The following is a 20,482-nucleotide window of genomic DNA, read 5'->3' on the forward strand; positions in this document are numbered from 1 at the left end:
TCTTCTTTTCGAGATTTAACTTATCAATTTCAAATTCAATTTTAATAACATGAAAACTTTAAAAGTATATATCATTCTACTTATAGCAACCGTAACCGTTGCAAAAGCACAATTTACCAAAGCCGAACTACAAGTTAGCGGCCTTACCTGTTCCCTTTGTGCCCGCACTACTGAGAAATCGTTAAAAGCCCTGCCGTTTGTTAGCGAGATAAAACCCGACCTGATGCGTAACATCTACATTATCACTTTCAAAAATGATGTGCCCGTAGATTTTTCACAAATCAGCAAAAAGGTTAAAGACTCGGGCTTCTCGGTAAGTTACCTGAAAACTACCTTTAACTTCGATAATACCAAGGTTGCCGATAATGTTTTTACCTATGGTGCCAACACCTACAAGCTGCTTAATGCCGACAAGGCTTTAGCCGGCCCGGTTACTGTAACCATTGTAGATAAAGGTTTCGCGCCAAATTCGGTTACCAAAAAGCATTTGGGTAAAACCCCCGAAGAGGCAGCTACCGCTACAGGCCGCACGTATCATTTAGCAATTTAAGCACTTTCTTAAGACAACTTATGAAAGTTATTTTATTGGCTTTTTGCCTTACGGCATTGGCATGCTTTGCGCACGCGCAAGAGTTATATGTAAACACCGAACCGGCCAGCAATATGGCCGCCCACTCGTTAGGCATCCGGTTAGAGAACCAGGGTTTTACCGAAGCATCCGTATTTAAAAACCGGACTACTTTAGAGGCCATGTACGGCGCTACGGGCAAGTTGATGCTGCATGGCGCCGTGTACACATCCAACTTTTATCAAAGCAACCAAAGGTTTGAAGGTGGCAGCTTTTATGCCAAGTACCGTTTCCTTTCTGTTGATGCGGTGCAAACCCATTTTCGCGGGGCGGTGTTTGGCAAAGCGGCTGTTAGCCGAAATCCATACCAGCAACAGGAGATTGCTTTAGAGGGCGATAATTCGGGTTTGCAGGGCGGTTTGGTGTTTACGCAGTTGCTGCATAAGCTGGCTCTGTCTGCATCGGGTAGTTACCTGAGAGGATTAAATAGTGCTAATGATTATGGCACTATTACCGGCGCTAAAGAAGCATTGGCCTACACACTATCTGCCGGTTATCTGGTGCTGCCAAAACAATACAAAAGCTACGACCAGGTAAATTTGAACCTGTATGTAGAATTGCTTGGCAAAAACAACCCGGGGTATAACCAAAACTACCTTGATGTTGCACCTGCAGTACAATTCATTTTCAATAGCGTTTGCCGGCTCGATTTCTCGTACCGAACCCCTTTGTACAATAATATGCAGCGTAACAGCGTCAACATGTACCTGGTACGGTTCGAGTACAATTTTTTTAACTTATAGACTTCTACCCAATGAAAAAATATATCACCATACTTTTTGTACTGATAATATCCTTTGCCGCCAATGCACAGCAAATGGACCATATGCAGCATACTCAAAAAGACACCACCAAAAAAGCCATGCCGCACGATCATGCCAAAATGATGGCCGAAATGCAGCATGATACTACCCGCCACAGCATGAGCATGACCAGCCAGTTCTCGCTCGATCTGCCAATGAACCGTGATGGCTCGGGAACCTCTTGGGTGCCCGACGAAACACCGATGTATATGTACATGATACACGGTAAAAAGTGGATGCAGATGATTCACGGAAGCTTTTTTGCGCGGTATAATAAGCAGGACGTTTTTAACAAAGGCAGCCGAGGAGACAGCCAGTTTGATGTGCCCAACTGGTTTATGTACATGGCGCAGCGCAAAGTAGGTAGTAATGGTTTGTTTGCGGTTAACACCATGTTTTCGCTGGATGCCTTCACAGTAGGTAACGGCGGCTACCCATTGCTGTATCAAACAGGCGAATCTTACCAAGGCAAAAAACTGGTTGACCGCCAGCACCCGCACGACCTATTTTCGGAACTAAGCGTAGCCTACACCCAACGTGTCGCCAAAAATACCGACGTATCGCTTTCCGTTGGGATGCCGGGCGAGCCTGCACTTGGGCCGCCGGTATTTATGCACCGTCTATCGGCTATGAATAACCCCGACGCGCCTTTAAGTCACCACTATGCCGATGCTACGCATATCACTTTTGGTACGGCTACTTTAGGGTTTCGTTATAAAAATGTAAAACTTGAGGGATCGTTATTTACAGGCAGGGAACCCGACGAGCATCGTTATGATTTTGATAAGCCTAAGTTTGATTCTTACTCGGTACGACTGTCGGTTAACCCATCAAAAGAGTGGGCATTGCAGGTATCAAACGGCTGGCTAAAAAGCCCGGAAGAAGCCGAGCCGAATGATGATGTCGACCGCTTTACCGCATCGGCTATTCACACTAAAATGCTTGGTGAGAACAGCTATGTTGCCACTACTTTGGTGTACGGGCAAAACCGCCACCATGGCCGCACGCAGCCTGCTGTATTGTTAGAAAACAGCCTGCAGTTAAATAAAACCGCAATTTACGGCCGGTACGAATACGTGCAGAAAGATGCCGGCGAACTTGATCTGGAAACACTTTACCCCGGCGACCCGAACTTTAGCATTAACGCCATCACACTCGGCACAAACCGTATTGTATCAACGTTTAAACAAACAAACTTGACCATTGGCTTGCAAGCTACGCTGAACGCCTCTCCGCAAGCGCTTAGGCCGCTTTACGGCACAGCACCCATTGGGTTCCAGGTTTACCTGCGCGTTACCCCCAGCCTCATGAAAATGGGCGGCAGCAAACGCAAGATGGATCATGATATGATGGATATGTAATAGGAAAAGCGCCTACAGCGCCCTTCCTATTTTAAAAGCTTGTCATGCTGAATGATAGTGAAGCATCTGATCTACGCCAAGCAAAATACGATTGGATAGTTCAATAACAGATCCTTCGCTATCGCTCAGGATGACAAAGAAAAAATAGTTTATTCCGGATCCTCTCCCTCGGCAATTTCCAGCAAACCCTCCGGTTGTTTAAAATTGCTTTTAACGAAGTGGCACCAGTCGCAGGTAACTTTACCACAGCCTTTATTAAAATCGTGGGCCATTATTTTTTGGTAAACGGTGGTTATCTGAGTTGTTACATCTTCAATATCCTGTGGTGTTATCACCACCTTGGCTTTAAAATACTCCCCTTCTTTTTCCGGTTCTACAAAATCAAAAATGGTGTTGATCACTTCCCAATCGTTGGTGCGGTCGTTATCTACCAGGATCTTGTAGAAAACGGCTTGTCGCCAGTAATCGCCGCCATTGGGTTCTTCGTTTGTTGGGCGTTCCAGTTTGGGTTTGGCGTTACGCACGCGGCCTGTCTTGTAATCAACCACGGTTACCTGCTTGCCGTCAAACTCAATCTTATCCAGATTACCTTTTATTGGTACCCCGGCTACTTCAATATTTTTGATGCTGCGCTCGGTTTGGGCAACTTTGTTCCAGGTAGATACATTTTGCTCGTAATATAACGGCAGTATCTTTTCGCCATAATCAACCCGGCGCTTAAAATCTTCCTTGGTGAACGAATCGCGGTTACGGTACATATACCAACGGAACTCTTTCAGAAATTCTTCGGTAGACAGGAACTCATCGTCGTTCTCTTTTAAGCGGCGATAGGTTTTATTAAGCGCCCAGTGCACGGCCTGCCCAAAGGTAGCCGACGGGCTTTTACCTGATGGCACCCGGATTAAACATTGAAAATAGAACCTAAGCGGGCAATCCAGATAATTGCTCAGGTGTGTAACCGATAGCGTATAATTTTGTAAAAGCTGGTTAATGTAATTCCTATCCAACAACTCCACCACAGGTTTATCAGCCTCGTTAAATTGCGTGGCGAAAAATTCCAGCATATCATCGCTGCTAACCTTTGGATGGTTTACCAGTAGGTGTGTGTCGGCCAATATCTCACCAATAAACTGCGATGGTTCCTGATCTTTTCCATTCTTATCTTTACCCGCGTAAGAAATATTAAGGCATTGCTTTGAACGGGTAAGCGCCACGTAAAACAGTCGGCGTGCTTCCTCTTTCTGGGCAATGTCGTCAGATGCTGCCCTCGTGAGCGTATCCGGATAGCTGAAACCGCTGTTGCGTCCTTTGCTGTCCCAGGTTTTTTTATCGCAACCAATAAAGAAGACATGCTCAAACTCCAGGCCCTTGGAACCATGGGCGGTAAGAAAGTTGATGCCATTGTCAGAAAAGATAACCTTGTTCAACTCCAGCCTGATGTTGTTTTTGCGCATCAGGTCAATAGTAACAATCAGGTCGGCTATTTTGATTTCGGGGTTCTTACGGCTTTCATCTTTCAAAAAGTCGAAGAAGCTTGTTAATACCTGCATATGCACGCCTTTATCGGGCTGCTGCATAATGTATTTGAGGATGCCCATCTTAGCTATCACATTCTGGAAAAACTGCTGCAGCGTAACGCTTACCGCATCGGTAAGCAGGGCATCAATATCGTTTACCAGAAATTTCATTTCCTGCTGAGCAGGCTGCTTACTAAACAGATCGGCCTGGGCTACCAATTTAATTTCGCTGATATAGCGACGCAGCGATGTTTTTGGCAGGTTGTTACTTGCGGTGGTGAAGTTCTCTTTAGATACCGCGATGCTGGCCTTGGCAATCTCGATAGGCGGGATGCTGAAGAAATCGTAATGCAAGATCTCGAACAGCAATTCATCGCCACTATACGGAGAGTCCAATTCCATACTCAAGTAACGCAGGATATTAATGATCTTCTCGCCAAACGGGATGCTTAGAACATCTATCTTTCGCTTAGTATTTACAGCAATGTGTTGGGTATTTAAAAAGTGCAGTAATTCTTCTACCTGGCTGTGGTTACGGTATATCACCGCGATCTCCCCGGGCGGTGTGCCTTTATCTACCAATCTTTTTATACTCAGGGCTACATCTACCAGTTCCTGGCTTGGGTTTTCGTACTCCTTGATGATTGGCTCAACAATCTCCTCGGTAAAACGCGGGTGAGATGCTTTTAGGTTTTTATCCAGCTTTAACTGGGCGGTAAGGCGCTCGTTATTGTTATTGATAAGTGCCCTCGATATATCAAGAATGTGTTGGTTAGAACGGTAATTATGCTTCAACACAACCGTTTGCAGGGTAGAAACGTAGTCGCCGGCAAAATCCAGGATGTTCTTCATATTGGCACCCTGAAATTTAAATATCGACTGGTCATCATCGCCCACCACAAACACATTTGGGGTTTCCCAATAATTCAGTAGAAACTTCAACAACTCATTTTGAGAGCCACTCGTATCCTGGAACTCATCCACTAAAATATACTGATAACGTTCCTGGTAGCGGCGCAAAATCTCGTCATTCTCACGGAATGCTTTTAACACCCAAAGGATCATGTCGTCGTAATCATACCAATTATTATCGCGCATTTTGCGGGAATAGTTTTGGTACTCGCCCACTGCAGCCAGCAGTTTGCTCATGGCTTCCTGAACTTTATCTATGTCCTTTTGCTTCGGGTCGCCTATGCTGATGCCTGCTTTGGCATTAGCGCGTTTGTAGATAAACTCATCGCGGTTTGGCAGGTCATCAAGGTATTCCCGTACGGCTTGCTTGATCAGTTCCTCAGTCCAGTTCTCGGTCTTCATGGTCGAGAACAATTTTTTTAACCGCGGGGCATCGTAGTAAACGTCCCCGGTGAAGCGTTTCAGCAGGTGCTCTTTATCAAACTCATCCACAAGTTCACGAAACAACATTGCCGATTCCAGATCTGACAAGGCCTCCAAATTCAGCTTACCAAAATATTCCAGGTTCTCCTGGATGATCTCGTTACAAAAGGCGTGGAAGGTATAAATATTAATGCGGTAAGCATCGGGCCCAATAAATTCAAACAACCTCTTGCGCATGGCAACAGCACCTGCATCGGTATAGGTAAGGCACAGGATCTCGCTCGGCAGGGCATCGGTATCGGTTAAGATCTTGCCGATACGCGCCGCCAATATTTGCGTTTTACCCGTACCCGGCCCGGCAACTACCAGCACAGGGCCATCCATTTGATTTACAGCAGCTAACTGCTCGGGGTTTAACCCCGCCAGCGCTTCCTGAAATTTGACGTTATATTTATTGAGTGGAGATTGCATAATTGTAGAAGTAAAGATAAGGATTGTAGGCGATGGCCTAAACATATTGCAGCTATTAATTCTCTCGCTTAGAAGGTTGCTACTTATATAAACTCCCTACATCCCCCTTACCCAAGGACGAATCGTATGAAGCAATCGCTACCAAAAAGCCATAAACAAAAATAGCGATGAGTAAACCCATCGCTATTTAATATAAAATTAAACCTTCTTACTTCTGCCTGAACCAAACCTGGATAGGCGCTCCCGAAAATTCGAAATTGGCACGAAGCTGGTTCTCTATAAAGCGGTAGTATGGTTCTTTTACATACTGTGGCAGGTTACAAAAGAACGCGAACATCGGTGATGTACCCGCTATCTGCGTAATGTATTTGATTTTTACATACTTGCCTTTTAATGATGGCGGCGGGTATTTTTCAATTATCGGAAGCATTATCTCGTTAAGCTTACTGGTAGGGATCTTGCGGGCACGGTTGGCATAAACCTGGTTAGCAACTTCAATCACCTTTAACACACGTTGTTTTTCTAATACCGATGTAAACACGATTGGTACATCGCTAAACGGCGCTAACTTTTGGCGGATCTGTTCTTCAAATACCTTGATGGTTTTGTTGTTCTTTTCTATCAGGTCCCACTTGTTTACCACGATAACCACGCCTTTTTTGTTCTTCTCGGCCAGGTGGAACAGGTTCACATCCTGCGCTTCAAGTCCGTCAACCGCGTCAACCATAATAATCACCACATCGGCTTCTTCTAAAGCTTTGATGGTACGCATTACCGAGTAAAATTCGATATTCTCTTTTACCTTGGTTTTTTTACGCATCCCTGCGGTATCGATCAGCATAAAATCATGCCCGTACCGGTTATAATGGATATGGATAGAATCGCGCGTAGTGCCGGCAATTGGCGTTACTATGTTACGCTCCTGGCCAATAAGGGAATTAATGATAGATGATTTACCAACGTTAGGGCGGCCAATAATGGCGTACTTAGGGCGGGTGTTCTCTTCAAAAGGTACATCCTCAAAATGCTTCACAACCTCGTCCAGCAGTTCGCCGGTACCCGAGCCTGTCATTGACGACAGGGTGTAGATCTCGCCAAGGCCCAAGCTGTAAAACTCGGAAGCATCTGCCAGCTGGGCGTTGTTATCCAATTTATTTACTACAACAAAAACCGGCTTTTTACCTTTACGTAACAGGTTAGCGATCTCGTCATCCAGATCGGTGATACCTGTGGTAACATCAACCATAAATAAGATTACCGATGCCTCTTCGATAGCGATAAGCACTTGCTCGCGGATGGCTACCTCAAAAAGTTCTTCGGAATTGGCTACATAACCGCCGGTGTCTATCACCGTGAATTTTTTATCTATCCACTCGGATGTACCGTAATGCCTGTCGCGGGTTACGCCGCTAAAATCGTCAACAATAGCTTTACGGCTTTCGGTTAAACGGTTGTATAAAGTGGATTTGCCAACGTTGGGCCTGCCTACTATGGCTACTATATTACTCATTTCAATTTTAGATTGCAGATTTTAGATTTACGATTTAACCGCATCTAAACCCTATATGCTAATTTACAAACCCGATCAGCATAAATCTAAAATCGTAATTCGTAAATCGTAAATATTTATTATTCGTATCCGAATTTTTTCAGGTAATTTTTTTTGCTGCGCCAGTCGGGTATAACCTTTACAAACATTTCCAGGAAGATCTTCTTCTGAAAAAAGTCTTCCATATCCCTACGGGCATAAGTGCCTACAATTTTCAGCATCTCCCCTTTGGTGCCTATGATGATATTTTTCTGAGAATCGCGCTCCACAATAATTTCGGCGCTGATTCGATGCAGCTTTTCGCCCTCTACAAACGCGGTAACAATAACCTCGGTGCTGTATGGGATCTCTTTTTTGTATTGTTTAAAGATCTGCGCGCGGATCATCTCTGAAGCGAAGAACCTATCGTTCCTGTCTGTCAACGCATCCTTTTCATAATACGCGGGGTGCTCCGGCAAGCCTTCTAATACAAAGTCCATAACGGCTTTAATATTGTGATCGTGCAGGGCAGATATCGCATAAATCGCTTTCGGGTTCAGTTTTTCCTGCCAGTAGTCTACCTTCTCCTTTACTTCTTCTTCGCTGGATAGATCTATCTTGTTGATCAAAACAACCAGCGGCGCAGTAGAGCCTTCCAGTTTTTTAATCACATCCTGCTCGTTAAATTCCTCGTGGATATCAGTAACCAGCAATATCAGGTCGGCATCCACAATAGATCCGTCAACCTGGTGCATCATACTCTCATGCAATGCGTAGTGCGGTTTGATGATGCCGGGGGTATCAGAAAACACGATTTGGTAGTCGTCGGTATTAACTATACCCAAAATACGGTGGCGGGTGGTTTGCGCCTTTGGAGTAATTATACTCATCTTTTCGCCCACCAGTGCGTTCATAAGGGTTGACTTACCCGCGTTGGGCTTACCAATTATACTTACAAAACCTGCCTTATGCGCCATAAAAAAATAATTAAAATATTATTTGGACTGCAAAGAAACGAATTATATCTTTGCAGACCAATTAAAAGGAACAGCAAATTGCTTTTTTGACAATTGGAACAAACATTTCGGAGTTATGCCCGTTATGTAATACCAACAAAGATAGTGCGGGATGGAGCAGTTGGTAGCTCGTCGGGCTCATAACCCGAAGGTCGTAGGTTCGAGTCCTGCTCCCGCTACCGAATCGGACAAGCTTGGAAATCAAGTTTTGTCCGATTTTTTTTTTGCTCCTAACTTGTTGTAGATTAATTTAGCAGCTTGGTTCATTCGATAGCTTCGATAAGCCTCTCCATCAAAACACAGTTTTTGAGATATCGAACCAATTCCGCTTGAATTTGGCATCCACTTCATTATAAGTTATTGAAGCCTTGAAAGATTGAATAAAGCCTTATTTAGACAGTCGTCCAAATCAAACGATGTTTTGCCAAAACCAGCAAGCCTTGGGTCCCGGCATCCCGACAAGTCGTTGACACGGTCAAACATGGCTTGCTTAGCTTAGACTGATGATTAACAAAAATTCACGCCCGAATAAAGTTTGAATTTATCGCTACAGATCGGTGTTAACATCACTTGCCCCGAAACCACAGTTCAGGGGATATATTATTTATACCAACGGTTTTTTTAATTACATTCCATCCACTTACTTCAATCCTTGTCGGTTTTTTTTTATGTAATACATCAATTGGAGCAGAAACCGTGAGTTTAGCGTGTTCATTTGGTGCCAGGGTAATATAGTTTGCACTCCAATAACTTGGCGCTACTTCTTCTTGACTTGACATTAGCTGCGGTCGCACAAAAAATGCGATCTTGTTACTATTGTTACTTAACAAAATCGACCATTTAACTTCTTTGCCGTCAGATATCCTATTTAAGACCTGCGTTTTTATAGATGCCCCTTGCATCGTATTCAATACTTTATAATCGTTTCCCGGCGCCATCCAGTAAACATTGTGCGATACAACCTTGCCTTTATTATCTTTCAGGTTTAAAACAACAAAGCTTAGTCCCTTTTGATGTTGCAAAACAGTTTTTAAAGGCAATACCGACCTTATACCTTCATCAGCCAAACTAATTCTCGCCTGCTGGCGGTTTATTAGTTTACTGTTCGCATCAAATATATCTGCTTGTAGGCTTAATAGACCTGTGGCATGGTGTGTACGGTTCAATATCGTAATTGTCGAATCGTTTTGATTAAATTGGGCGTGGATCGGTTCAACAGCGTTTTGCATAAAGTAATAGCCTGCATTTGGTTGCAGGTACCAGTCATAAATTTGCCAAACAACGCTTGGGAACGCGGCGTTCAGTTTCCATAACATCACCCCTCCTGTTTCGGTCAACTTATGACCTGCAGCCTCAAATATCCCTTGATAACCTGTGGCATTCATCAGCTGCATTTTATTAGAAAAATCCTCGCGTGTTGTGGGTTGCCCATAACGGCTTACCATGTTTTTGTAGTATTCGTCGTATTTACCGGCACCTGTGGCCGCATCGTGGTACCCCCACATATTATTAATTGGGAAAGGTAGTTTTTCATCCCAGGTGGTATCAGGGATATTTTTGGCCAACGTATTATACGGCGGTTGCGATGGCAGGCCCGTTTCGTCCTTAAATACCCAGTCGCGGCCGGCTGCAGCTAATTTGAAATATACTTTTGGGTCTTGCCAGGCGTAAGGCCCGCTGCTGTAAACACCTGTAGGTTTATTATCCGGCCACGCGCCATCCCACCCTGCCGGTAGTTTGGCAAAGCCTGATGAACTGGGGATGTAGGGGCGTGTGCCGTCTAAGGTTATGATGCTGTGGCGCATCACATCGTAAAGTTCTTTACGGGCATGGCCTTCGTTTCCGCCCGTCCATACCAGCAGGCTTGGATGGTTACGGATCCGGTAGATGGTACTTTTTACGTTATTAATAAATACATCGCTTTCCAGCGGCCACTCCGGCGAACCTTTAAACTCGCCCTGTGTATCGCCGGTGATCCAAAAGTCCGACCATACCATTAACCCGTATTTATCACAATCATTCCAAAACTGATCTGGTGGTGTGATGCCCCCGCCCCAGATGCGCACCAGGTTTACATTTGCTGTTTTACAAAGATGAAGTTCATGATCATACCTGGCGGAATCGCGGTTAACCATTAGATCGGGCACCCAGGCACCGCCGTTTAAGTGCACTCGTTTACCGTTCACAAAAAACTCGCGACGGGTAAAGCCTTTCACATCTGTTGCCCGGGAACTTACCGTACGGATGCCGAAAACAAATGTTGTATCATCTGTAAGTTGATTTTGATTCACATACTGCAAGCGGATACGATATAGGTTAGCACGGCCATAACCGTTAGGCCACCATAATTTTGGGTTATTTACCGATAATTCCTTTACAGTTTTAGCATCCAAGTTTACACTTTTAGCCCCCCCGGCAATCACCGTATAAGGCTTAGAAAATTGAATAGCAGCGCCCTTAAAATTCTCGGGTTTGATAGTTACCCTTAGCTCCCCATTAGTAGTTTTTTTGCTGTAGTTAGATAATGTTAATGCCAACGAAAGCGTCGCTTTGCTTGTATCTGGTAAAGACGGCAAAGCTGTAACCAGCTTTGGCCGGCCAATAGTTACGGCGCCTGTTGTGCGCAGGTAAACCGGCTGCCAGATGCCCATATTGCGGTCGCGCACGGGTGGCATCCAATCCCAGCCGGCAGAGCATAACATCGTAACGTTTTTACCGATATCGCCTGTTGGCCCTCCATTTTCATAAAACGGACCGAGTGCCTCCAATTGTTCTTTTGCAGGCAGGCCGGGATAATCTAAAGGATAAATTTTGACAGCCAAATTATTGTTGCCGCCTGCAGTAACCTGCCCATTCACATTCAAATTATGTTCGGCAAACATCCCCACCATTTGCGAACTATCTGCAATGCGCTTTCCGTTCAGCCAAACCTCCGCACGGTAGTTTATACCTTTGAATATCAACTGAAAAATTTTGCCTTTGTCACCCTTCGGGATTGTGAAATTTGTACGGTACCAATAAGGTTTTTTCCACGGGTTGCTTACGCCGGGGATATGGCTGTATTTTTCGAGCTGGTATTGCTTATTAAATTCATCTGATGCATCGGGTATCAGCATGTTGTTTAACCCCTGGTATGGGCTTGGATAAACCCTATTTGCTACCAGGCCGGTTAGCACCGTAGACGGCACGGTAACAGGGTACCATTTTACATTTGGTGAATATGCCGCGCCTGAGAGCTGCTTCCCTCCTGGCTGAACCAACTCGTAAGATTGCAGTTGGAAATATTTTAGTTGCACCTGCTTAACAACGCCTATTTGCGCGAAAAGCAGTTGCTGCGCACTTAAAGTTAGCAACCCACAAAGTAAAATTGCTTTATATAGTTTATTTAGGATGATCAACATGATAACATTATTTTAATTATTGAACAGGCATGTACTTGCCATATATAGCAAGGGGCGTTATGTTTTTTTGAAACAGCGTTTTGGTAGCAAACTCTTTAAAATCTGCCTCGCTAACCTGCCCGGGATAAGGTGCGTAGAAATGGCCGGGGTTATCATTGCGCCAGGCCATAACGTATGATGTTTTGTGTTTAGACAGCGTTTTTAGCAGCACTTTTGTCCACCAGTCTGCCTGCGGAATGCGTTCATACCCGGTTTCGGGCAGGCAAGCTACCTTATGGTTTTTTGCGGCTATAAGATCAAGGAGAGCTAAACGTTTATCAAGGTTTTGTTGATAGCGATCGACGCTTTTAACACAGTAATTGTCGAAGCCAACAAAGTCAACATAATCATTTCCCGGATAACGGGCCATAAATTCGGCCTCGGTATCAAAATCAGCTACAGAATATACAACAAGCAGGTTATGCAGTTTTTTAGTATTGCGCAGGTAGCCAATGGTAAATTGCCATAGGGTTTTAAATTCATTTGGGGTGCAGGTATTGGCGCACCACCAAAACCAGTTGCCTGTAAGCTCATGAAACGGCCTGAATAAAATGGGGATCGGCTCGCCTTCGTTCCCTTTCATACTACTTAAGTATGCGGCGGCCCTATCCAAGTATTTCACATATTCTGCGTTTGCCGCACCACCCGGTAAAATATCCTTTACCGCCAGCTGTGTGGTATCCCAGGCCGACTTACCATTTACCGGGTTATCCATATGCCAGCAAAAGGTATTTATTCCTCCGCGCCGGTAAGCGTCTTTTACAAGTTCCCGTTGACGTTTAAATGGGATGCCGTTGATGTCTTTGGTACTGTCTTGCTCAATTTTAGCAAGGTCCCAACCGTACATTGCGGGGTAACTGCCCGTTGTGCTTTTTACATCTGAGCGATAATTATTCAGCCGCCAGCCAACACCATAAGCGGTATCATCATGGTGGCCAAATATAACCCCTGCGCCTACCAGGCGTTGCATACTATAAAACAGTTCGCGTGTTTCTTTAGTAGCTTGCTTAGCCGCATGCAGGCCGGCAACATTAGATACCATTTGCTGCGAGCCTGTCGCGAAAATATTCCATTCATCCAACGCGACCGGTTTTTGAGTAACCCCTGCCGATGCAACCGAGGTTTTTACCCAATCCATTGTAGAGGTGGTAACTTTTGAAGCGGTAGCCAATATCTCTGCCGGGGTAGAATTTTGAAAATACGGCGTGTAATAGTTATGCACCACATAAAAATCTGCCGCGTTACCCGCCTGCTTTAAAACATCGGCATTCCAGGCGCTGGTAATCACTGTTGGATTCAGGTGTTCGTCGGCTTCTGTTAATACAATTCCTATTTTGATGCCCGTATTACCTACCTCAGCAGCTGCTTTGCGCATCGAATCGGCAAAAACCTTGAAATGCGTACCATATAGTAAACCGGTAAGTATTTGTGGCTGGTTATCCTTGTTATCGGCAACAGCGATACGATATCCGGCTTCCCAATTACCCCAGTTTTCGTTACCTATTTCCCAGTATTTGGTACGCCCTTTATCGTATCGTACCCAGTCGGCAGCCAAATGGGCGGCAGTTTGATCGGGGTGCAAGCCTTTGCCATAACGGGCATAACCATAGTTTACAGTTATGATGCCCGCACTATTGGTTTGCTGCAGCACCTTGTAATAATTATCGAGCGTAAAAGCATTGTCGCCGGGGCTGTTGCCATACCAGTAATTTGCATTTGAAATAACCCCTTTTGCATCCTGCAAAGTAGCGGGCGCATCGCTGGGCGGTGTGTTGTCGCTCCTGTCCCAAAAGTAAACATCAGATAAACTACCACCGGGGAAACGCAATATATTTGGTTCCATTTTGGTTAGATAGTTCATCAGCACCGGGTCGGTAATGTACGGCCCCATGTACGGGTTTGTGTTATTACCATATATTTTTTTTGACACTTTGGTAAGCACCTGGGCAACATCAACCGTAGCAGTAATATTAGATGCGGCCGGCTTAGTGCCTTTTACGATACTGTTAGATAAAGCAAACTGTTTTGGTTGCCACCCATCAAGAAAAAAACCTTGTGTAACACCTAATCCCGGGTCGGAAGGTTTTGTAATTACAACCGTAGTTGTGCCTGTGGTATCGGCCTGGTTTGGTGCCGAAGCAGTGGCGCCATCTTTTTTACAAGCCACCAGGGCAATAAAAGCCGCCAGCGTTGTAGCCCCTCCCTTTATTATCATATTCATTTGAAGCTTTAATTTTTGAACATAAAAAAGCCACCACCGGTAAGCCAAAGGCCGGTAACCGATGATGGCGTAACTTAAATATAACCAGTACTAAATAAAACCCAAATCATCTACATAAAAGGTGCCCGGTGCGGCTACGCCCAATGTCTGAAAAGTTATTTCACTGATTGTTGCCGGGTCGCCCAGGTCACTCAGTTTAATGGTGTAATCGGTATAAGCACCTACGGTAACTTCTACCGGGTAAGCCTTACCATAGTTGCCATTTATAACAACCTGCACTTTATCGCCGGCTTTAAAGGCAGCGCCTCCATATATAGAGAATTTAAGCGACTTTAAGCCTGCCGATGTAACGCTAAGCGTAGCACCGCCATAACCCAACTGCAAAGCACCATAGCCGTTATCAACAGTTACGGCAATCGCGTTCGCGCCCCGTTTAGGATGCTCTGTACTATTGTATTTTCGGGTACTGCCGTATCCATCGTACCCACCGCTACCCTGACCGCCCCAGCCTGCTGATAGCATGTCGTCATAAATAATATATTTAAACCCGAATGATGCTACCGATTTGGCTGTACCGCCCGGTGTTGTAACATAAATGTACGACTGCACCACACCCGCCGGGACTTTAACCTTGATCTGGGTATCTGTAGGCGTACCAATGATCTCGGCAGGCGCGTTATCGAATTTCACACCTGTCACACCGTTAAATATTTTACCGTTGATGGTTACAATATCACCCGAGCCGGCTGCAAGCGGGTCGAAATTGGTGATGGATGGCGGTGGCTGTTGAATGCTGAAATCGAAATCGACCTTGCCGTACTTAGTTACCACTGTCAATTTATTGCTTTGGCTTGGGCCAAACGGCGTGCCATCGGGTATGGTGATGATGATAACCTTATCGGTAACCAGGGCCGGGTTAAAATAAACCGATGCCCCGTTAAATAATACCGCGTTGGTGGTCAGTAAATTTTCGCCAAGTATAGCATATTGGTTATTTAATTTACCGTTGGTAACCGTCGAATCTGATGCTATAACGGTATGGTCATCATAAACGCTGCTCGAATCGAGCGTTATGCGGTGCTCTACACCGGCTATCGTATCGGCTTTGCTAACCGTACGTACACGGGTAATTACAGGCGCACCCTTACCGCCTTCCGGGCTATCTTTTTTACAAGCTGCAATACCAATTATCATTAGTACAGCTAATGCCAGGTGATATATTTTTGAATTTTTCATCTTCTTTTAAATCTATTTTTTATTTAAACGTGTATGGTACCGGTGCTTCGTTGAGTTTTGGGTTTGCCGCCACCTCGGTAGTTGGATACGGGAACAAGAAACCGCTTGCACTGATCGGTATTTTTTGAGTGTACACTACCGGCGGCGTATCGTTACTATAAGTACCACGTTCCTGGTTGCCAATTATAGCAGCCGCTAAAGGATGCGATGCAACATTAAACCCGTCTAAACGGCCAAGGTCGAACCAATAATCACCTTCTATAGCAAACTCAATGCGTCGCTCGTGGTAAATATTATTTTTGGTTATAGCCGGTAATGGATTTAAACCCGCACGCGCTCTTACTTTATTAAAGGCATTTAACGCAGCCGGGTTGCTTGTAGTAGCGGCGCCCGCCAGTACAGCCTCTGCTTCAATTAACAATACATCGGCATAACGCATAATGTAAGTGTTATTACCGGCAGACTGTGCTGCACCTTTGCCGCCATTATCTGCCGGTGTGCCAGTAACATACTTTTTGATACCTGCTTTTGTATTTTGGGCGTTAACATCTGCCGGTACTGTAAAGCCACCTGCAGCCTGGTTTAACTCGGGATATTTATCACCTGCCAACATGATAGTGCCATGTTTACGAAGATCACCCGGCTCATAAGCTTGCTGAAGATCAATAGTGGGGCCAATTACAGAATATCCATCGCCTGTACCTGTAATGATAGAGTTGACAGCAAAAGATGCCTGTAATGAATTACCGTGACCGTACGGCGCACCGGCAGCCCATTGTAATGCCGCAACAGATTCCTCATTGTTGTTATTAGCGGTAACAAAAAGATCGTTGTAGGTTTTGCCCGCGATGTCCGCTCCGTACAGTTTAAACTCGCCGCTATTAATAACCTTCTCAGCAGATGCACGTGCCTCCGCGTACTTTTGTTCGTACAAGTAAACTTTAGAGAGCATTGCTGTAGCAGAACCACTTGATACGTGGCCTTGCGCTACAGATGAACCGCTCCTGATCATTGATGTACAATTTGCTTCGGCAAATTTCAGGTCGTTTTCAATAAATTTATAGATGTCAACAACCGTATTAGTGTTGATTTGAAAGTTATTAACGTAATCAAGACTGTTCTCAATAATCGGTACCGGCCCAAATAGCCTAACCAAATAAAAATAAGCTGTTGCGCGCATAAAGCGCGCTTCGCCAAGTGCGTTGTTAACCGTTGCCGATGGTACCGAGGCCGGTACTTTTAATGGCAGGTTATTGATGAGCGCGTTTGATTGCGCTATTACGGTGAACATAGATGTCCATGCGTTTGAGATCTCGGTATTATCGCCCGTTACAGAGAAATTACCGAAAGCCACTACATCACTCGAGTAGGTGCGCGCGTTACCGCCCGCAATCTCGGTTATTGCCCACGATGCTTTGTTATTCCAGCTGAACCAAACGTTATTATACAAACCATTTGTGCTCGACTGTACCTGCTCTGCCGTTTGGTAAAAATTATCAAGCGTTATTGCATCTTCGGGTGCTTTATTAAAAAATTCCTTTTTGCAGCTTGTTGCAGTAATGAACGTCATTACGGCTAAGCCTGCTATATATTTTATATGTCTTTTCATTTTATACTTATTTATAGATTAAAACTGTGCGTTAATACCAAACGTTATGGTACGTGCAGATGGATACCTACCAATATCAACGTTAGCTAAAAGTGGGTTTTGGTTTTGTAAGCCTATCTCCGGGTCGTAACCATTATACTTGGTAAATGTGTACAGGTTTTGGCCGCTGGCATACACTCTTAAACGCGCAAGCTTAATGCGTTTGATAAGACCAACCGGGAAGTTGTAACCGATACTCACATTCTGAATCCTGAGATACGAAGCGCTATGGATAAACCTATCTGAGATTTGAAGGTTGGCATTGTCTGTACCTGCCCTTGGCGCAGGGAGGTTTGAATTTGGATTAGCCGGACTCCAGAAATTCGCTTGTGATGCGTACTGGTTCTGATAAAGATTTGCCAGGCCGCCTAAAGTACGATCAAGCAGGTTCAGGATCTGCCCGCCTTGCGAGCCTTGTAAAAATACGCTCAGGTCGAAAGCTTTGTAACTGAAATTGTTTGTGAAACCATAAGTAAAATTAGGCTGAGGGCTGCCTAATGAGGTTTGATCTTTTGCATCTATTACGTTATCCCCGTTAAGGTCTTCATACTGTACATCACCTAACCACGTCCTTTTATTACCCAGGTTTGGGTCGTTTGATACGGGATAGCCAAACTGTACCGGCGCGCTCCTTAACTGCTCATCAGATTTAAATACGCCTTTAACTTTGTAACCGTAAAATTCGCCAAGCGGGCCACCTACAGTGGTACGGGTGATAGGCAAGCTTAGGAAACCGTTGGTTACACTTTGAACAAGCTGCTGTAAACCATTAGCTAAAGAGGTTACCCTATTTTTGTAACGGGAGAAGATCAAAGTACTGCTCCATTTAAAATCTTTAGACACGATATTGCGCGTGTTTAATGTAATGTCGAAACCTGTATTGGTAATCCCCCCTGAGTTAATAAATGGCGAAGCAATACCGCCCAAATAATCCGGGCCGCCTACAACGTATGCCGGTAATGGCAACTGAAACAAGAATTTGCTTGCTTTACGCTGAAAGTAGTCGAATGAACCCTCTATGCGGTAATTAAATAAACTAAAATCGATACCTGCGTTATATTCTATCTGGTGTTGCCAGGTAAGATCTGCATTGGGGATCCTTGCCACTAAAAAGCCTGTACCTAAGCCCGTAATAGTTGGGTTTAATTGCGAACCGAATGAATACGGCGGGATACCCTCGTTACCCAACTGGCCATAACCTAAACGGATCTTTACGTTATCGGCAACGCTTTTAATTGGCTTGAAAAAATCCTCATCAGATAAACGCCATGATGCCGCGAACGATGGGAAGTAACCACGCTGGTGGCCCGGCGCAAAGTTGGACGATACATCTGTACGCAGAGTAGCGGTAAGGCTGTATCTGTTATTGAATGTATAAATAGCACGCGCAAATTCCGACTCCAGGTTATGCGGAGCACTTTTGCGTTCGTCAATAACAGCGGTTGTGGAAGTCCCCAAATTTTCCGTGGGTATATTATCTCCCAGGGAGTTGGTTAGGAAACCCGAGATACTTTGCTGTGTGTAACCCCATCTTGACGATGAAAGTTCGTAACCCAATAATGCGGTTAAATTATGTTTTTGCGCAAATGTATGGGTATAGGTCAAGTACTCTTTGTAGTTATAATAACTATTTGTGTTTTGTTGCTCGCGAAGTGTGGCTGTAGGGTTGGTAAACCTGCCATACGAGTAGCTTGGTGTAAAAATATTGTTGTTCGAAAAACCAAAGTCCCCGCCTATCTCAGTTCTTAGGGTAAGATCTTTGATGAACCTGATATCGGCATATAGGTTTCCGTTTAAATTATTCCTGTTGAGGATATTGGAAATACTTGTTGCCTGTTGCACAGGGTTCAAGATACCACCAACCGCATCGGGTGTATTTGGCGGGCCTGCAAAAGTACCATCGGCGTTGTAAACCGCTATATCCGGTGCTTGTAATAACGCGTTGTAAATTATACCACCGTTATCGCTGTATATGATGTTTTCTGACGATTTACTGCCGGATACTGTTAAGCCAACTTTAAACCAGTTGTTTACCTGCGCATCAACGTTGCTACGAAACGAGTAACGTTTAAAGTTTGAGCCGATAGCTATACCATCCTGGTCGTAATACCCGCCCGATAGGTAATAAGTAAGCCCCTCTTTACCACCGGATATAGATAACTGGTGGCTTTGCTGGTAAGCTGTACGGAAAATGGCGCGCTGCCAGTCGGTACCTTTACCTAACAAGCTGGGATCGGCAAATTCGCCGCGGCGGCCCACACCATAGGCATCAGCCAACGAGTTTTGTAAACTTGCGTATTGGGTAAGATCCATCAGTTTCAAATATTTTTGCGGCTGCTGGAAACCGGCGTAACCGTCATAATTGATACGGGCGGTACCACTACGGCCTTTTTTTGTGGTGATAATAATTACGCCATTTGCCGCCCTGTTACCATAAATAGCTGCCGCCGATGCATCCTTTAATATATCTAACGACTCGATGTCGTTTGGATTAAGTAATGCAAGCGGACTTGGCGAGTTTGCGCCATTATTAGCATTTAACGCGGTACCGCCATTAGCATTGGCAGCACCTGATATTGGTACGCCATCTATTACATATAAGGGCTCGCCAGAATTGAATGTGGAAATACCCCTGATATGCACCGAAGTTTGGCTGCCGGCGCACCTGTATTTTGGGTTACGGTAACACCGGCTGCTTTACCCTGCAATAACTGATCGATACTTGACTGAGGTAAGTTTGCAATATCTGCCGCTTTTACGGATGATATAGCTCCGTTAACATCTTGCCTGCGTTGCGAGCCGTAACCAATCGCAACAACGTTAACGTCTGTTAAGGCCGTAGTTGAAGAAAGCAACTGTACGTTTATTTGTGTTTGACCGGCAATAGTAACTTCCCGGCGCTGCAGGCCTATGAAACTAAATACAAGTACCCTGCCCTGTTCAGGTACAGTAATACTATACTTACCGTCTACATTAGTAAGCGCATTAACCTGCGCATCTTTAACAGACACCGTAACCCCGGGCAGGGTTACTCCTTTCTCATCTGTTACTGTTCCTCTTACTACTATACTCCCTGTTTGCGCTACTGCTGTAACGCTTATAAAAAAGGAGGCAAAAAGTAGTACTGATCGTAAAATTTTTCCCATAACGGTTTTTTAGTTTATTATTTTATAATTGGTTTGATTGGTTCGTTGGCAGCATAGTTCAAATTGCAATACCACGCCGGTGCGAAGGAGATCTCCGCGTCGGTTTCATAGCAATCCCGAATGTATTTTACT

Annotated in this window: 12 protein-coding genes and 1 tRNA gene; 4 read left to right on the plus strand and 9 right to left on the minus strand. The window is 44.8% G+C overall.

The genetic code is table 11. The features are described 5' to 3' along the window. Positions 1 to 49: 49 nt before the first annotated feature. From ABIB39_RS01175 to ABIB39_RS01185, 3 genes are read left to right on the plus strand one after another with little or no spacing between them, the layout of a single operon-like run. Positions 50 to 550, plus strand: a complete 501-nt coding sequence (locus tag ABIB39_RS01175) for a heavy-metal-associated domain-containing protein (protein WP_354426764.1) — start codon at positions 50 to 52, stop codon at positions 548 to 550. A 20-nt stretch (positions 551 to 570) separates the two neighbouring features. Next, complete coding sequence (locus tag ABIB39_RS01180) at positions 571 to 1,371, plus strand: hypothetical protein (RefSeq protein WP_354426765.1); 801 nt, start codon at positions 571 to 573, stop codon at positions 1,369 to 1,371. 11 nt (positions 1,372 to 1,382) lie between these two features. After that, on the plus strand, positions 1,383 to 2,792 hold the full coding sequence (locus tag ABIB39_RS01185) for a hypothetical protein (RefSeq protein ID WP_354426766.1): 1,410 nt from the start codon (positions 1,383 to 1,385) through the stop codon (positions 2,790 to 2,792). A 149-nt stretch (positions 2,793 to 2,941) separates the two neighbouring features. On the opposite strand, the gene ABIB39_RS01190 is transcribed toward ABIB39_RS01185, so the two are convergent. From ABIB39_RS01190 to era, 3 genes are all read right to left on the minus strand, one after another. Next, complete coding sequence (locus tag ABIB39_RS01190) at positions 2,942 to 6,115, minus strand: ATP-dependent DNA helicase (protein WP_354426767.1); 3,174 nt, start codon at positions 6,113 to 6,115, stop codon at positions 2,942 to 2,944. A gap of 208 nt (positions 6,116 to 6,323) precedes the next feature. Continuing rightward, entirely contained in the window at positions 6,324 to 7,625 is a 1,302-nt protein-coding gene (der, locus tag ABIB39_RS01195; RefSeq protein ID WP_354426768.1) for a ribosome biogenesis GTPase Der, read from the minus strand. A gap of 119 nt (positions 7,626 to 7,744) precedes the next feature. Then, on the minus strand, positions 7,745 to 8,620 hold the full coding sequence (era, locus tag ABIB39_RS01200; RefSeq protein ID WP_354426769.1) for a GTPase Era: 876 nt from the start codon (positions 8,618 to 8,620) through the stop codon (positions 7,745 to 7,747). Between the two features lie 145 nt (positions 8,621 to 8,765). Here era and ABIB39_RS01205 point away from each other — a divergent pair. Then, positions 8,766 to 8,838, plus strand: a tRNA-Met gene (locus ABIB39_RS01205). A gap of 387 nt (positions 8,839 to 9,225) precedes the next feature. Here the strand turns inward: ABIB39_RS01205 and ABIB39_RS01210 are convergent. The 6 genes from ABIB39_RS01210 to ABIB39_RS01235 form a co-directional block, all read right to left on the minus strand. After that, the gene (locus ABIB39_RS01210) at positions 9,226 to 12,060 is read right to left on the minus strand and encodes a glycoside hydrolase family 2 protein (protein ID WP_354426770.1); all 2,835 of its coding nucleotides are present in this window, start codon (positions 12,058 to 12,060) and stop codon (positions 9,226 to 9,228) included. A 16-nt stretch (positions 12,061 to 12,076) separates the two neighbouring features. Continuing rightward, a complete protein-coding gene (locus tag ABIB39_RS01215) occupies positions 12,077 to 14,320 on the minus strand; it encodes a glycosyl hydrolase (RefSeq protein WP_354426771.1) in 2,244 nt (747 codons plus the stop codon). Positions 14,321 to 14,410: 90 nt separating this feature from the next. After that, positions 14,411 to 15,556, minus strand: coding sequence for an IPT/TIG domain-containing protein (locus tag ABIB39_RS01220; protein ID WP_354426772.1), 1,146 nt, complete (start codon positions 15,554 to 15,556; stop codon positions 14,411 to 14,413). A 19-nt stretch (positions 15,557 to 15,575) separates the two neighbouring features. Then, positions 15,576 to 17,165: a RagB/SusD family nutrient uptake outer membrane protein gene (locus ABIB39_RS01225; RefSeq protein ID WP_354426773.1), complete on the minus strand. Its 1,590-nt coding sequence runs from the start codon at positions 17,163 to 17,165 to the stop codon at positions 15,576 to 15,578. An 18-nt stretch (positions 17,166 to 17,183) separates the two neighbouring features. After that, positions 17,184 to 19,847, minus strand: a complete 2,664-nt coding sequence (locus tag ABIB39_RS01230) for a SusC/RagA family TonB-linked outer membrane protein (RefSeq protein ID WP_354426774.1) — start codon at positions 19,845 to 19,847, stop codon at positions 17,184 to 17,186. Next, positions 19,796 to 20,350 (minus strand): carboxypeptidase-like regulatory domain-containing protein, encoded by a 555-nt coding sequence (locus ABIB39_RS01235; protein WP_354426775.1) that lies wholly within the window; start codon positions 20,348 to 20,350, stop codon positions 19,796 to 19,798. Before ABIB39_RS01235 ends, ABIB39_RS01230 begins: the two co-directional genes overlap by 52 nt. Positions 20,351 to 20,482 lie beyond the last annotated feature (132 nt).

The sequence above is a fragment of the Mucilaginibacter sp. UYP27 genome (assembly GCF_040547175.1).
Lineage (GTDB): Bacteria > Bacteroidota > Bacteroidia > Sphingobacteriales > Sphingobacteriaceae > Mucilaginibacter.